General features: G+C 71.5%; 13 protein-coding genes. 8 read left to right on the forward strand and 5 right to left on the reverse strand.

Translation table 11 applies throughout. The features are described 5' to 3' along the window. Positions 1-256 precede the first annotated feature (256 nt). A complete protein-coding gene (locus N7925_RS21185) occupies positions 257-1258 on the forward strand; it encodes a sigma-70 family RNA polymerase sigma factor (RefSeq protein ID WP_265601066.1) in 1002 nt (333 codons plus the stop codon). Positions 1259-1389: 131 nt separating this feature from the next. Here N7925_RS21185 and N7925_RS21190 read toward each other — a convergent pair whose 3' ends face one another. After that, complete coding sequence (locus N7925_RS21190) at positions 1390-2454, reverse strand: helix-turn-helix transcriptional regulator (protein ID WP_274344803.1); 1065 nt, start codon at positions 2452-2454, stop codon at positions 1390-1392. Positions 2455-2650: 196 nt separating this feature from the next. On the opposite strand from N7925_RS21190, the gene N7925_RS21195 reads away from it, so the two are divergent. After that, positions 2651-4156: an MFS transporter gene (locus N7925_RS21195; protein WP_274346518.1), complete on the forward strand. Its 1506-nt coding sequence runs from the start codon at positions 2651-2653 to the stop codon at positions 4154-4156. A 94-nt stretch (positions 4157-4250) separates the two neighbouring features. On the opposite strand, the gene N7925_RS21200 is transcribed toward N7925_RS21195, so the two are convergent. Together N7925_RS21200 and N7925_RS21205 are read right to left on the reverse strand one after the other, a co-directional pair. Further along, positions 4251-5006, reverse strand: a complete 756-nt coding sequence (locus N7925_RS21200) for a DUF6227 family protein (RefSeq protein WP_274344804.1) — start codon at positions 5004-5006, stop codon at positions 4251-4253. Positions 5007-5392: 386 nt separating this feature from the next. Then, a complete protein-coding gene (locus N7925_RS21205; RefSeq protein ID WP_274344805.1) occupies positions 5393-6499 on the reverse strand; it encodes a P1 family peptidase in 1107 nt (368 codons plus the stop codon). Between the two features lie 195 nt (positions 6500-6694). On the opposite strand from N7925_RS21205, the gene N7925_RS21210 reads away from it, so the two are divergent. The 6 genes from N7925_RS21210 to N7925_RS21235 all read left to right on the forward strand — a co-directional run bounded on the left by N7925_RS21210 (position 6695) and on the right by N7925_RS21235 (position 12119). Then, positions 6695-7801 (forward strand): MFS transporter, encoded by a 1107-nt coding sequence (locus N7925_RS21210; protein WP_265601070.1) that lies wholly within the window; start codon positions 6695-6697, stop codon positions 7799-7801. Next, entirely contained in the window at positions 7798-10125 is a 2328-nt protein-coding gene (locus N7925_RS21215; RefSeq protein WP_265601071.1) for a molybdopterin oxidoreductase family protein, read from the forward strand. Before N7925_RS21210 ends, N7925_RS21215 begins: the two co-directional genes overlap by 4 nt. Positions 10126-10131: 6 nt before the next feature. Beyond that, entirely contained in the window at positions 10132-10734 is a 603-nt protein-coding gene (locus tag N7925_RS21220) for a 4Fe-4S dicluster domain-containing protein (RefSeq protein ID WP_003968479.1), read from the forward strand. After that, positions 10731-11438 carry a QcrA and Rieske domain-containing protein gene (locus tag N7925_RS21225; protein WP_274344806.1) on the forward strand — a complete coding sequence of 236 codons (708 nt, stop codon included), beginning with the start codon at positions 10731-10733 and terminating at the stop codon, positions 11436-11438. The genes N7925_RS21220 and N7925_RS21225 overlap by 4 nt, the downstream gene beginning before the upstream one ends. After that, the gene (locus N7925_RS21230) at positions 11435-11830 is read left to right on the forward strand and encodes a hypothetical protein (protein WP_274344807.1); all 396 of its coding nucleotides are present in this window, start codon (positions 11435-11437) and stop codon (positions 11828-11830) included. The genes N7925_RS21225 and N7925_RS21230 overlap by 4 nt, the downstream gene beginning before the upstream one ends. A gap of 64 nt (positions 11831-11894) precedes the next feature. Then, a complete protein-coding gene (locus N7925_RS21235) occupies positions 11895-12119 on the forward strand; it encodes a hypothetical protein (protein WP_265601074.1) in 225 nt (74 codons plus the stop codon). Positions 12120-12272: 153 nt separating this feature from the next. Here the strand turns inward: N7925_RS21235 and N7925_RS21240 are convergent, their stop codons facing one another. Together N7925_RS21240 and N7925_RS21245 are read right to left on the reverse strand one after the other, a co-directional pair. Further along, a complete protein-coding gene (locus N7925_RS21240; protein WP_274346519.1) occupies positions 12273-12752 on the reverse strand; it encodes a hypothetical protein in 480 nt (159 codons plus the stop codon). 383 nt (positions 12753-13135) lie between these two features. Further along, complete coding sequence (locus N7925_RS21245; RefSeq protein ID WP_265601075.1) at positions 13136-14020, reverse strand: S-methyl-5'-thioadenosine phosphorylase; 885 nt, start codon at positions 14018-14020, stop codon at positions 13136-13138. Between the last annotated feature and the right edge of the window lie 53 nt (positions 14021-14073).

Consider the following 14073-nt stretch of genomic DNA (forward strand, 5'->3'; position numbering starts at 1 on the left):
CGGTCTCATGGATGAGCCGATTCCGGGTACCCGGCTGGAGAGCCGCACAGGGGCCGTTTCTCCCCGCCACCGGCTCTGACCTGCGCGTCCGGCGGAATCCGGAAACGGAATCCAGCGGTCGGCGCCGGACAGGGTACTGCATGAGCGCGAAAGTGAATGTGCGGCATGGGAATTCTGTCCGGATTCCAGTCGTTGTTTCCATCGGATGCAGGGCACCTCGAAAGGGTGTCGCGACCTACTCAGCAAGGGAGCACGCATGGCAACCCGTGCCGTCGCCCGTCGTACGTCCACCACCTCCGGTGGATCCGGCCGGGCAGGCAGTGTTCGCGCCGTGGGCGGGGAAATCGCCGATCGCGACCTGGTCGGCATGTACCTGGACGAGATCGCCCGCACACCGCTGCTCGACGCCGCCAAGGAAGTCGACCTCTCCCAGACCATCGAGGCGGGCGTCTTCGCCCAGCAGATCCTCGACGGCGGGGTGGAGAGCGCCGCCGGTGACGCGAAGCGTGAGGAGCTGGAGGCGCTGGTCGCCGAGGGCGAGCGCGCCAAGGACATATTCATCCGTTCCAACCTCCGGCTCGTCGTCGCCGTGGCCCGCCGCTACCCGCGCGCGGGGCTCCCTCTGCTCGACCTGATCCAGGAGGGCAACGCGGGCCTGGTGCGCGCGGTCGAGAAGTTCGACTACGCCAAGGGCTTCAAGTTCTCCACGTACGCCACCTGGTGGATCCGGCAGGCCATCACCCGGTCCATCGCCGACCAGTCCCGCACGATCCGGCTCCCCGTCCACCTGGTGGAGGAGCTCGGCCGGATCCGCCGGGTCCAGCGCGAGTTCAACCGCGAGCACGGGCGCGACCCGGAGCACGCGGAGATCGCCGCCGAGCTCGACTCCAACACCGAGCGCGTCGGAAACGTCCTGGACTGGGCCCGCGACCCGGTCAGCCTCAACATGTCCGTGGACGACAACGGCGACACCCAGTTCGGCGACCTGCTGGAGGACACCTCCGCCGTCTCGCCCGAGCAGTCGGTGATGACCCTGCTCCGCAGCGAGGAGCTGGAAGACCTGATCGGCAAGCTCGACAACCGGACCGCCTCGATCATCAAGATGCGGTACGGCATCGAGGACGGCCGGGAGCGGACGCTGACCGAAGTGGGCAAGCAGCACGGCCTCACGCGGGAGCGGATCCGCCAGATAGAGAAGCACGCACTGCTCGAATTGAAGCGAATGGCTCACGACACGGGCTTTGACGCTGCGGCGTGAGCCAATAACCCGTAATCTCCCTATCAAGCCGGTTCGCACCGGCCGACCGACCGGGTCATTCCGGTCACCCGACCGGTTTTCACCGGTCCCTGAGCTGAGCCCCGGCGCCCACCCCCCCCCGGCGTCGGGGCTCATCCCTGTTCCGGATCGGCGGCCGGACGATCAGCCGGGCGCCGGCCCCGGGCGGCGCGGGTCAGCCGGGTGCCGAGGCCCTCCAGGTACTCCACCAGCTGCGGCGGCCCCTGCGCGGAGAACTCGCAGTCCACCAGCGCCAGCCGCAGCGCCACCCATTCCAGGGAATCCGTGCACGAGGTCCGCAGCCGGCAACCACCCTCCCCGTCCGGCTCCGGCGCCCCCAGATGCGCGGGCAGCCGCGCCGCCACGAACTCCGCCGGCGCCCCGAACCACACATCGAGGCGCAGCTCCGGCTTCATCCGCCGCATCGACCGGGACAGGTACTTCGCCGCGTCCCCGCTCTCCGCGTCGCTCCGCGCCTCGCCGCCCGCACCGCTCCCGTCGCTCCCCGCGTCCTCGACGGGCAGCGGCCTCGGTGCGAACCGCGCCCCCGTCGCGTACGGCTCGCCGACCCGGTCCACCCGGAACGTACGCCAGTCCTCCCGGCCGAGGTCGTACGCCACCAGGTACCAGCGCTGCCCGGTGCTCACCAGCCGGTACGGCTCGACCTGCCGTTGCGTCCGGGTGCCGTCGCCGCTGCGGTACGCGAACCTCACCCGCTCCCGCCCGGTGGCCGCCGAGGCCAGCGTCGTCAGGGTCCGCGGGTCGATGGTGGCGCCGTCGCCCCGGGTCAGCGGCACCGTGGCGTTCTGGAGCGCGGAGACCCGGTGCCGCAGCCGGGAGGGAAGCACCTGTTCCAGCTTGGCCAGCGCCCGTACGGAGGCCTCGTCGACGCCCTCGATCGCGTGGCCCGCCCCGGCCCGCAGCCCCACTGCGATGGCCACCGCCTCCTCGTCGTCCAGCAGGAGGGGCGGCATGGCGGCGCCCGCCACCAGGCGATAGCCGCCGACGGATCCGCGTGAGGCTTCGACCGGGTAGCCCAGGTCGCGCAGCCGGTCGACGTCGCGGCGGATCGTGCGCGGACTGACAGCGAGCCGCTCGGCCAACTCGCCGCCGGGCCACTCACGGGGAGTCTGGAGGAGCGACAGCAGTTTCAGCAGTCGTGCTGGAGTGTCGGTCATGGCTTCAGGATGGCGGCCCATCAGGTCATGTTCTGACCTAATGGGTGCCTAGGTTCTTCGCATGCCTTCTTCCGCACCCCCGGCGCCCACGGCGTCGTACCTCGCTCCGCCCACGCCGCCCGCACCGGTAAAGACACCGGTGGCACCCACGCCCGCCCCGGCCGACCGGCGGCGCTGGTTCGCCCTGGCCATCGTGATGACCGCCGCCTTCATGGACCTGGTCGACGTCACGATCGTCAACATCGCGATTCCCAGCATCCAGCGCGAGACCGGGGCTTCGGTCTCCGCGATCCAGTGGATCACCGCCGGTTACGCCCTCGCGTTCGCGGCCGGACTGATCACGGGCGGCCGCCTCGGCGACATCTACGGGCGCAAGAGGCTCTTCCTCATCGGCATCGGCGGATTCACGCTCGCCTCCGCCCTGTGCGGCTTCGCGGGCAGCCCCGAGATACTGGTCGCGGCCCGGATCCTCCAGGGCGCGACGGCGGCCCTGATGGTGCCCCAGGTCCTCTCGATCGTGCACGCCACCTTCCCGGCCCACGAGCGTGGCAAGGTCTTCGGCCTCTTCGGCGCGGTCGTCGGACTCGGAGCGGTCTCCGGGCCGCTGCTGGGCGCCCTGCTCACCGAGTTCGACCTCTTCGGGCTCGGCTGGCGGCCGATCTTCCTGATCAACCTGCCCGTCGGGATCGCCGGAATGGTCCTCGGCGCGAAGTTCATCACCGAGTCGAAGGCCCCCAGGGCGGTCCGTCTCGACCTGCCCGGCGTCGCCCTGATCACCCTGGCGATGCTGATGCTCATCTACCCGCTCACCCGGGGACACGAGCTGGGCTGGCCGCTCTGGGGCCATCTGTCGATGGTGGGCAGCCTGTTCGTCTTCGGGGTGCTGGTCGCCTACCAGCGTCAGAAGGCGTTGAGCGACGGCTCGCCGCTGATCGAACTGTCCCTGTTCCGGGTCAAGAGCTTCGCCGCCGGCATCGCCGTGCAGCTGACCTTCGGCGTCGGCCTCGGCATCTTCTTCCTGGTCTGGACGATGTACATGCAGCTGGGTCTCGGTTGGAGTGTGCTGCGCGCCGGCACGACAGGCATCCCGTTCTCCGTCGCCGTCTCGGTGGCCGCCGGGATCTCGGTGCAGAAGCTGGTGCCCCGCTTCGGCCGCAAGGTCCTCCAGGCCGGTGCGCTCCTCATGATCGCCGGACTGCTGATCTACCTCTGGGAGAGCGAGCGGTACGGGCAGGGCATCACGTCCTTGCAGATGGCGGTCCCGCTGGTGGTCATGGGTGTGGGGATGGGGCTGATCGTGGCTCCGCTGACCGACGCCGTGCTCTCCGAAGTGCCCAAGGAGCACGCCGGTTCGGCGTCAGGGCTGATCAACACCGTGCAGCAGATGGGGACGGCGCTCGGTCTCGGCCTGGTGTCCGTCGTCTTCTTCGGGGCGATCGGCGACCGACTGGCCCCCGACGAGGTCGGCCCGGCGTTCGTCGACGCGTTCCAGCAGTCGCTGTGGTGGGTGACCGGGGTGCTCTCGGTGATCTTCCTGGTGATGTTCGCGCTGCCCGCCCGGCCGCGCGCCCACGTCGAGGACGAGGCCCACGAGGAGGGCGGCGCGCATGCGGAGGGTGGCGCGAACGTGGGGGGTGGCGCGAACGTGGGGGGTGGCGCGAACGTGGGGGGCGGCGCGAACGTGGGGGGCGGAGCGCGCTGATCCGTGTGGGCGGCGTGACCCGGCACAGCTGTGACCGACCCCCAGTGACCGGCCTCGGCGGCGAACCCGCCTCGGCCGGTCACGGCGGTTCGGCTCAGCAGATCCGGGTGCGGCTCTCCATCGCCGCACGGGCGGTCTGCTCGTTCTCGTACACCTCGCACATGTGGCGGCCGTCGGGTGTCGCCGTGTGCTCGACCTCCCACAGGCTCGTCTCGCTGCCGTCCAGCAGCAGGAACGCGTGCTCGTAGAGCGTGAAACCGGCCGGGCGGCCGTCGACGCGGCACTGCCGCCCGAAGATCTGGGTGATGTGGTGGGCGAATGCCGACCGGAGCAGCCGTGTCTTCCGCTCACCCGGCCGGTCGGCGTTCTCCGCGCGGCGCAACACCCGGCGGGCGTGGTCCGCGGAATTGTCGGGGGCGTACGTCCGGGGGAGCGGGGCCGGCGGGGCGGACATCAGGACCGTCAGCATCTCCAGATCGCCCTGGCCCTCCTGCACCCCCTCGTCGCCGAAGGCCGGGGAGTCGGAGAAGCTTCCCGCGAGCCGGGACGCGGCGATGCGGGCGTCGCCCTCGTCGTCGTACAGCTCGTGCCGGCGCGGTATCCGCACGTCCCGGCCTCCGCTGTGCACCAGCTCCCACAGAGTGAGGGCGGAGCCGTCGGCGAGGAGATACGTGTGACGGTAGGTCTCGCGGTGCAGCACGGAACTGTGGTGCGACGAGTGCAGCGAACTGCTGTGGGCGAGCGCGGTGCCGAGGCGGTCGACCGTGCTGTCGGGAAGGTCGAAGGAGTTGAGGGCGCATCGCAGGAGTCGGTCGAGGTGGTGCTCGGTTGTCTCGTACGGATCGCTCAAGGTGGTGTCTCCAGGCCGTCGCCGCGTGTTACTTGGTGCGTGCTTAACGTAGTCCCTGCGTCCGACATCGTGACCGGGGTTCGTAAAAACGTAGGGCGCACGCAGAAAGTTCCCTCCGTGTTCCCGGTGCATTTCGGGCGCTTGGGGTGAACTCCCTTACGCGGAGGATGAGTCGGCCGCCCGCACGCCCCTCGCTCACGCCGCGCGCCCCCAGCGCTCCGCCGATCGGATCGGCCGCCGACCGCCGTAGAACTCGGTGACGCCGAGCGCCGGCGGCTCCGTCGGGCCGACCGCCGTACAGCTCCGTGGCGCCGACCGCCGTACAGCTCAGTGGGGCCGACCGCCGTGCGAGTGCGTGGCACCGACCGCCGTGCGCGTGCGTGCCGCTAGCCGCCGTACAGCTCCGTGTACGAGAGGAGCCTGCCGCCCGGCCCCTCGGTGCTCCGGGCCGCGCGCACGGCCTTGACGATGGCCCGCGCCAGGACGTCGGCGCCCGCCGCCAGGATCTCGTTGACGGCGGCCGGGCCCTCCTGTGGCACCCGCACCCGCCCGGTGGCCAGCGTGAACACGGTGTCCCCGTCGGTCAGCAGATGGACCGGGCGCACCGCGCGGGCCAGCCCGTCGTGTGCGGTGCCCGCCAGCTTCTGGGCCTGCGCCCGGGTCAGGTCCGCGTCCGTGGCGACGACCGCGATCGTCGTGTTGAACGGCGGGGCCCCGCCTCCGGCCGCCTCCGTCGCCTCCCGCTCCCGCGCGAGACGCCGCCCCGCCGCAGCGTGGACCTCGGCCGAAGGGTGGGCCGGCGGCTCCCCGGCCCCGTACTCCCCGAACAGCACCCCGGTCCGGGGGTCGACCACCGAGCCCGCCGCGTTCACCGCGACCAGGGCGGCCACCGTGACCCCGGAGGCGAGGCGGGTGCTCGCCGTGCCGACACCGCCCTTGAGCTGCCCGGCCACCGCGCCGGTGCCCGCGCCCACGCCGCCCTGGGCCACGGGTGCCCCGACCCCGGTGGCAGCCGCGGCCTCCACGGCGGCGCGGCCGGTCGACGCGTCGGGGCGGGCCCGCCAGTCGCCGCCCCGGCCGAGGTCGAACAGGGCGGCGGCCGGAACGACCGGTACCACCTGGGTGGGTCCGGTGCCGACCCGGACGCCCCGGCCCTGCTCCTCCAGCCAGGCCACCACGCCGGACGCGGCGTCGAGCCCGTACGCGCTGCCGCCCGTGAGGACGACGGCGTCGACCCGCTGCACCAGATTGCGCGGGTCCAGCGCGTCCGTCTCCCGGGTGCCCGGCCCGCCGCCCCGTACGTCCACGGCGGCCACGGCCCCGCCCTCGGGTGCCAGGACGACGGTCGTTCCGCTCAGCGCGCCCGCACCGGTGACCTCGGCATGGCCGACGCGGATTCCGGCAACATCGGTCAGCGCGTCCAGCGGAATCGAGTGCTCGGCGGCCCCGGCCCCGGGGCCCTCGGCGTCGTCCTCGGGGTTCACGGGGATCATCGTGCGGCTCCTCCGGTCGGGATCGGGGCCCGCGGGAGTGCGAGCCGATGTGCTGCGAACGTACCGGGGAGCGGGGCGCGGTGAGCCCGAAGCGCCCCGCCCGGGCAAGGCGCCTTGCGACTGTCCGGGCGACCCTCTCACCCTCTCACCCACCAAAACGGGTTCAATCGACCCAAATAGTCCTACGGTGGCCGGGTGACCGAGCCCTCAGAAGCCACCGCAGCAGCCGAGCCCGACGTCTCAGGCCCCTCGGCCACGTCTTCCTCCGCTACCGGCCCCCGGTCCGTCACCACCCGGGCGACGCTCGTCGGCGTGGTTGTCTCCGCCCTGCTGATCCTCGCGATCGTGCTGGGCAGCCGTATGCTCCGCAACTTCGACTCGGCCCTCCTCCCTTATGCCGTGGCCACGGTCTTCCTCGCTTTCGGCGTCGCCTACCGGTACACCGTCTGGATCTCCGCCCCCGGTGCCCGGCGCCTCTTCAAACAGGGCTGGCGCAGCCTCTTCTCCCTGGACAACTTCCGCGGGGCCCCTACCGCCCTGCCGAAGATGATCGCCACCTATCTGGGCTTCCAGAAATTCCTCGGCGCCCGCTCCCACGCCCGCTGGGCCGCCCACCAGCTGATCTTCTGGGGCTGCATCCTCGCCGCCCTGATCACCTTCCCGCTCACCTGGGGCTGGTTCACCTTCACTTCCGGCAGCGGGTCGGGACCCGGCTACGAGATGCGGATCTGGGGCTTCAAGATCCTCGGATTCGACTCGCTCAACGTCCTCGGCTGGCTGATGTTCCACGGCCTGGACATCGCCGCCGTCCTCGTCATCCCCGGCGCCTCGTACTTCCTGTGGCGCCGTATGAAGGACCGTGGCGCCGCCACCGGCCAGCGCTTCGCCTACGACCTGGTGCCGCTGATCGCGCTCATCGTCATCTCCGTCACGGGGCTGCTGCTCACCTTCTCCTCGATCTTCCTGCACGGCGGCGGCTACCAGTTCCTCGCGATCCTGCACATGGCGTCGGTCGTCTTCACCCTCATCTACATCCCGTTCGGCAAGTTCTTCCACATCGTCCAGCGACCGGCCGCGGTCGGCATGCAGCTGTTCAAGTACACCGGCCGCAAGGACGACGAGGTGTTCGCCTGCCGCCGCTGCGAGGAGCCCATCGACACCGGCCCCTATGTCGAGAACCTGCGCGGCACCATGCGCGACCTCCGGCTCGACTTCGACTCCTGGGCCGAGTACTGCCCGCGCTGCAAGCGGGTGCTGCGCGGCAGCGCCTATCTCTCCCATGTGAAGAAGGGCTTCAAGTGACCGCGGATCCGCGAGCTGCTGCCGACCGCCGCACCTTCATCCCCCTGGACCCCTCCCTCGCCCCTCCCGGCACCCGCGCCTTCCGGGACGCGGGCGGCATCCCGGCCGACCAGTGGCACGCCGACCAGAACGGCGAGACGCTCGTGCCGACCCACTGCTGCTTCTGCGGCGTCCAGTGCGGGATGTATCTGCGTGTGGACCGCGGCGGCAAGGTCTTCGGCGTCGAACCCCGCAACCACGACATCAACCGGATGCGGCTCTGCCCCAAGGGCATCAACGCCTACCAGCAGGTCAACCACCCCGACCGGCTGACCGCCCCGCTGATGCGCCGCTCCCGTGACGAGGAGTTCCGCGAGGTCTCCTGGGAGGAGGCGCTCGACTTCACCGTCTCCGAGATCAAGCGCATCCAGCAGACCCACGGCAACGACGCCTTCGGGCTCCTCGGCGGGGCCAGCCTGTTCTCCGAGAAGACCTATCTGGTGGGCAAGTTCGGCCGGGTCGCGCTCAAGACCCGGCACGTCGACTACAACGGGCGCCTCTGCATGGTCAGCGCCGCGGGCGCCAACAAGCTCGCCTTCGGCATCGACCGGGCCGGCAACCCCTTCTCCGACATCCTGCTCACCGACTGCCTGCTCATCGCGGGCTCCAACGTCGGTGAGTGCTTCCCCGTGATGACCCAGTACGTCTGGGGGGCCCGGGACCGAGGGGCCAGCCTCATCGTCATCGACCCGCGCGAGACCGCCATCGCCCGGACCGCCGACATCCACGTCGCCCTCAAGCCCGGCACCGACGCCGCCTTCTTCACCTCCGTCCTGCACGTCGTCATCGAGGAAGGGCTCACCGACGAGAACTACCTCGCCGCCCACGCCACCGGCTGGGAGGAGGTCAAGGCCAAGGCCGCCGAATACCCACCCTCCCGTGCCGCCGCGATCTGCGGGATCCCCGCCGAGCAGATCGTCCAGGTCGCCCGGACCTTCGCCCGCGCGCCCAAGGCCATGGCCTGGCACGCCCGGGGCATCGAGCACCACTCGCAGGGCGTCGAGAACTGCCTCACCGTGATCAACCTCTGCACCGCCACCGGCCACATCGGCAAGCCCGGCGCCGGCTACGGCACCATCACCGGCCAGGGCAACGGGCAGGGCGGCCGCGAGCACGGCCAGAAGTCCGACCTCCTCCCCGGCGGACGCTCGATCATGAACGAGGAGCACCGCCGCCAGATCTGCGAGATCTGGGGCATCGAGGAGTCCGAACTCCCGCCCGCCGGGACCTCCATGATGGAAATGGTCTGGCAGATGCAGCGCCGCGAGATCCGCGGCCTCATCGGCATCTGCAACAACCCCTTCGTCTCCCTGCCCAACTACCGGGTGGTCAAGGAGGGGTACGACACCACCGAGTTCCACGCGCAATTCGACTTCTTCCTCTCCGAGACCGCGGCCAACGCCCACGTGGTCTTCCCCGTCACCACCTGGGCCGAGGACGAAGGGGTGATGGCCAACGCGGAAGCCCGCGTGGTCAAGCACAACAAGGCCCAGGACCCGCCGCCCGGCGTCCGCACCGACACCTGGGCGATGTGCGAACTCGCCCGACGGCTCGGCGTCGGCGACAAATTCGACTTCCCCGACTCCCGGTCGGTCTTCGACGAGCTGCGCGTCGCCTCCGCCGGCACCGTCAACGACTACTACGGCATCACCTACGAACGCCTGGAGGAGACCGGCGGCATCGCCTGGCCCTGCCCCACCACCGACCATCCCGGCACCCCGCGCCTTTTCGAGGACGGGAAGACCTACCACCCCGACGGCAAGATCCACCTCCAGGTCGTCGAATGGCACCCGCCGATGGACCCGTACGACGACGAGCACCCCATGTCGCTCACCACCGGCCGCACCGTCGCCCACTTCCTCTCCGGCAACCAGACCCGCAGGCTCGGCGCCCTCGTCGAACAGACCCCGCGCCCGTGGGCCGAGGTCCACCCCTCGCACGGCTTCCGCAACGGTGAGCCGGTCCGTGTCGTCACCCGGCGCGGCAGCGAGGTCTTCCCCGCCCTGGTCACCGAGGCGATCCGCCCCGACACCGTGTTCATCCCCTACCACTGGCCCGTCCCCACCGCGGCCAACGCCCTCACCATCGACGCCCTCGACCCCCGGTCCAAGATCCCCGAGTACAAGGTGTGCGCCTGCCGCATCGAGCACGCCGAGCGGATCGACGAGGTCCCCGCCCCGCCGGTCGCTCCCGGCCATGTCGCCTACCCGGAGACCCAGGTCTCCCGTACCGACCCGCTGCCTCCCACGGCCCCCCAGGGCCGTGGCACCTCGGAGAGGAGCTGAAGCCCCATGATGGGCAGAACGATCTTCATCGACCCGGGGCGCTGCATCGGCTGCCAGGCCTGTGTCTCCGCCTGCCGTGAGTGCGACTCGCACCGCGGCACATCGATGATCCACCTCGACTACACCGACGAGGGTCACTCCGTCGCCTCCCTTCCCACCGTCTGCATGCACTGCGAGGACCCGGTCGCCCCGTGCGCCGAGGTCTGTCCCGCCGACGCGATCCTGGTGACCGCGGACGGCGTGGTGCAGCAGGCCGACACCACCCGCTGCATCGGCTGCTCCAACTGCGTCAACGCCTGTCCCTTCGGCGTACCGAAGATCGACCTCCAGGCGAAACTGCAGATGAAGTGCAACCTCTGCTACGACCGCACCGCCTACGGTCTCGCCCCGATGTGCGCCACCGTCTGCCCGACCGGCGCTCTCTTCTACGGAACCGTCGAGGAGCTCCAGGCGGAGCGCCCCGGCGTCCAGGTCGCCGACACCTTCGTCTTCGGCGAGACCGAGGTCCGCACCGGTGTGGCCATGGTCGTCCCCGCCGAACGGGTCCAGTGGCCGGTACCCGGCGGGCTTCCCGTCGTCGAGATCAATGGGAAGGACGTCCGCCGATGAGCGTTACCGATCAGCAGCCGAGTGCGGAACACTCCGCCGGGGGAGACCCGCGCGAGGCCCTCCAGGACCGGATCGCCGCCGACTCCCTCACCACCCGGCGCGACTACCTCCGGATTGTCACCACCGTCTCCGGCGGCCTCGCCGTCGGCGGCATCGGGGTGGCCGCGGGCATGCTGCACCGCCACAGCGACGGCGAGGAGGGCAAGGCCCCCGAGGCGAAGCGCATCGCCGGGCGACTCCTGCCCGGCGAGTCGATCGTCTTCCGCTACCCGGGCGAGGAGGACCGGGCCGTCGCCGTCCGCCTCGACGACGGCACCCTCGTCGGCTACTCCGCCGTCTGCACCCACCTCGCCTGCGCCGTGCTCTGGCGCAAGGACCGGGGCAGCGAGGGCGAGCTGTACTGCCCGTGCCACGAAGGAGTCTTCGACGCCCGGTCCGGCGAGGTCACGGCGGGGCCGCCGCCGCGCGGGCTGCCCAAGGTCGTGGTCATCGAGCAGGACGACGGCAGTGTCTGGGCGGTGGGGACCACCCGCTCCGGCGAGAGCATCGAGGGAGGTCTCTGCCGGCAGCTCGGCGGCGACCGCCCCGACCTCGCCTCCCGTATCGGTTGCCCCGACATCGGCGGCGGAGCCGAATCCCCGCCCCGGCCCGCCGGTGAGCGCGAGCCCTCCGCCACCGCCGAGAATCCGGGCGGGCGGGCATGAGCGACACCCCGCACCCCGAGCAGCCGCTGCCGCCCCCCGGCACCCACTACCCCACGTACCACCCCGGCAGCGCCGACCCCGGACTGAACCGGCCCGTCCACGAGCGGTATCCGCAGATCCGCCCCACCAGCGGATACGGGGACCCCCGCGTCCGGCACACAGGCCCCGGGCCCGGAGCGGGCACCGACCAGGACCCCGAGCGCTCCTCGAAGCTGACCGCCCGGCTCACCCTGGCCATGACCGTCGTCATCGGCCAGCTCTGGGGACTGACAGTCCTGATCGACGAGTGGATGGAGGGCAACACCGGCACGGCCTGGTGGGGGGCCGGCTTCCTCTGCCTGTCGTTCCTCGTCGTGCTGGGCCTGTGGCTCATCGACCCGAAGGACCGCTGACACCTGCCGCCCGGCTCCACGGCGGCGGCTCACACCTCGTGGTGAGCCGCCGTACCCTGGAGACATGAGCGCCGCCCCCGCCCCCAGCCCGCGCGATGCGAAGCAGCAGCAGCCACAGGAGCAGCAGCACAAGGAACCGAAGCCCAAGCCGGTTCTGGACTTCGACGATCCGCTGGACCGGCAGTCCGCGGACGATACGGACCAGGGGTGGGGTGAGCGGCCTCTCTCCGGCGGCAGCGCCGCCGACCTCGCGCGCTTCCTGGACGAGAAGCCGCCCCACCACATCTGAGCGATGACCCGGAGGACTACCGGTCCTCGCGCGGGCCCGCGGCTGCCCCGCCTGTTCCGCTCGTTCCGCCCGGGCCTTCGCCCGAGTCCGGTCCCGGCGGAAGAAGGCGTCACTGTCCAACCCGCTGGTTCTCCCGGGTGACTCGAGAAAACGTCAGTGCGCATCGGACACCGCCACGGCCAGCCGACCCGAAGCGCCCGCGCCCAGCAGCGCTGTGGCCGTCGAGCGCTCCACGGACAACACCACCAGCGCCCCGGCCTCCGCCCCGGCGCCAAAAACGTCCGCCGCGTGACCGCCGGGTCCCCCGGCCGTGCGCGGCACCTTCGCCACGCGCACCCCTCGCGCCACCACGCGCGCTCCGTCGCCGGTACCACCGACCGCGATCACATCGACCCGGTCCCCGGGGCGCAGCAGCCGTACGGTCTCCGGGTCCGCGATCCTGACCGGCGCGGAGACCAGCCGCACGGACGACGTGCCGGCCCCCGGCGGAGCGTCGGGTGGGCCGGCCCCTCCGTCGGCACTGTTCAGACCGGTGGTGGCCAGCGCGGCGCCCGCCAGCGCGAGGCCCGCAGCCGCCGACCGCCGCTGTCGGCGCAGCATCCGGCGCAGCCGGTCCGCCCCACCGCCCCGCACGCGCAGGGGCCCGAACGGCCGCACCCCGCACGGCGCGGGCGCCGGCGCCGGAGGCGGAGACGGGGACGGGCACCGAGACGGCGAAGGGGACCGAGACGGGAAGGGAGGCAAGGACGTGAACGCGGTCGCGGGCGCGGATGTGAGCGGGGAGGGGGACGGGGACGGAATCATGGACGGGGACATGGCACCACCTGGATTCGGGCGGACGAGGGCAGGGGGAAGGAACGGGAAAGGGGAGTCCGGACCGGTTGATCCGGCCGAACTCCCCTCACTTTCCCCCGCCCGCGCGGATCCCGCTGAGGCCTGTGGACAGTCCTCGCGCTGGGGATAACTCCGTCACCCGTTCCGGCGACGTCCGCCTGCCCGCGCGGTGGCGATGCCCGCTACGGCAGGGCGATTCCCGTGTCGATCCCGTCCAGGGCGTGGGCGCATGTGCAGGTGCGGTTCTCGCTCCTCGGCAGCCCGGCCACCGCGTCGAACAGCACCGAGCGCAGCCGGTCCACGTTGGCCGCGAACACCTGGAGCACCTCCTCGTGCGAGACGCCCTCGCCCGCCTCGGCGCCCGCGTCCAGGTCGGTCACCAGGGTCATCGTCGTGTAGCAGAGGCCCAGCTCGCGGGCGAGGACCGCTTCGGGGTGTCCGGTCATACCCACGACCGACCAGCCCATCGCCGCGTGCCAACGCGATTCCGCACGGGTCGAGAAGCGGGGACCTTCGACGACCACCAGGGTGCCGCCGTCCACCGGCTCCCAGTCGCGTCCGCGAGCCGCGCCGAGTGCGGCTTTGCGCCCCTCGGGGCAGTACGGGTCGGCGAAGCCCAGGTGGACGACGTTCGGCACGGTTCCGTCGGCCCGGGTCTCACCGTCGTAGAAGGTCTGCACGCGGGCCTTGGTGCGGTCCACCAGCTGGTCGGGGACGAGCAGGGTGCCCGGCCCGTACTCCGGTCGCAGCCCGCCCACCGCGCAGGGGCCGAGCACCTGCCGGACCCCGACGGAGCGCAGCGCCCACAGGTTGGCCCGGTAGTTGATGCGGTGCGGTGGCAGGTGGTGGCCGCGTCCGTGGCGGGGCAGGAAGGCCACCCGCCGGCCGCCGAGCTCGCCGAGGAAGACCGAGTCGCTCGGCTTCCCGTAAGGGGTGTCCACGGAGACCTCGGTGACGTCCTCCAGGAAGGAGTAGAAGCCCGAGCCGCCGATGACACCGATCTCCGCGGAACTCCCGGTACCCGCCGTACCCGTACCGGAGCCCGTTTCGTCAAGTGCGTTCGCCATGCGGTCACCGTATCCGGAGGAGCGATTCACGGGACGAACGCCCGGACCCCGCC

Source organism: Streptomyces sp. CA-278952 (genome assembly GCF_028747205.1).
In the GTDB taxonomy this organism is placed as follows: Bacteria; Actinomycetota; Actinomycetes; order Streptomycetales; family Streptomycetaceae; genus Streptomyces.

Bases quoted from the DNA above. Each gene is read 5' to 3' on its own strand.
- N7925_RS21235 (WP_265601074.1), top strand. From the start codon at position 11,895: ATGAGCGCCGCCCCCGCCCCCAGCCCGCGCGATGCGAAGCAGCAGCAG.
- N7925_RS21185 (WP_265601066.1), top strand. From the start codon at position 257: ATGGCAACCCGTGCCGTCGCCCGTCGTACGTCCACCACCTCCGGTGGA.
- N7925_RS21225 (WP_274344806.1), top strand. From the start codon at position 10,731: ATGAGCGTTACCGATCAGCAGCCGAGTGCGGAACACTCCGCCGGGGGA.
- N7925_RS21195 (WP_274346518.1), top strand. From the start codon at position 2,651: ATGACCGCCGCCTTCATGGACCTGGTCGACGTCACGATCGTCAACATC.
- N7925_RS21230 (WP_274344807.1), top strand. From the start codon at position 11,435: ATGAGCGACACCCCGCACCCCGAGCAGCCGCTGCCGCCCCCCGGCACC.
- N7925_RS21190 (WP_274344803.1), bottom strand. From the start codon at position 2,454: ATGACCGACACTCCAGCACGACTGCTGAAACTGCTGTCGCTCCTCCAG.
- N7925_RS21205 (WP_274344805.1), bottom strand. From the start codon at position 6,499: ATGATCCCCGTGAACCCCGAGGACGACGCCGAGGGCCCCGGGGCCGGG.
- N7925_RS21245 (WP_265601075.1), bottom strand. From the start codon at position 14,020: ATGGCGAACGCACTTGACGAAACGGGCTCCGGTACGGGTACGGCGGGT.
- N7925_RS21220 (WP_003968479.1), top strand. From the start codon at position 10,132: ATGATGGGCAGAACGATCTTCATCGACCCGGGGCGCTGCATCGGCTGC.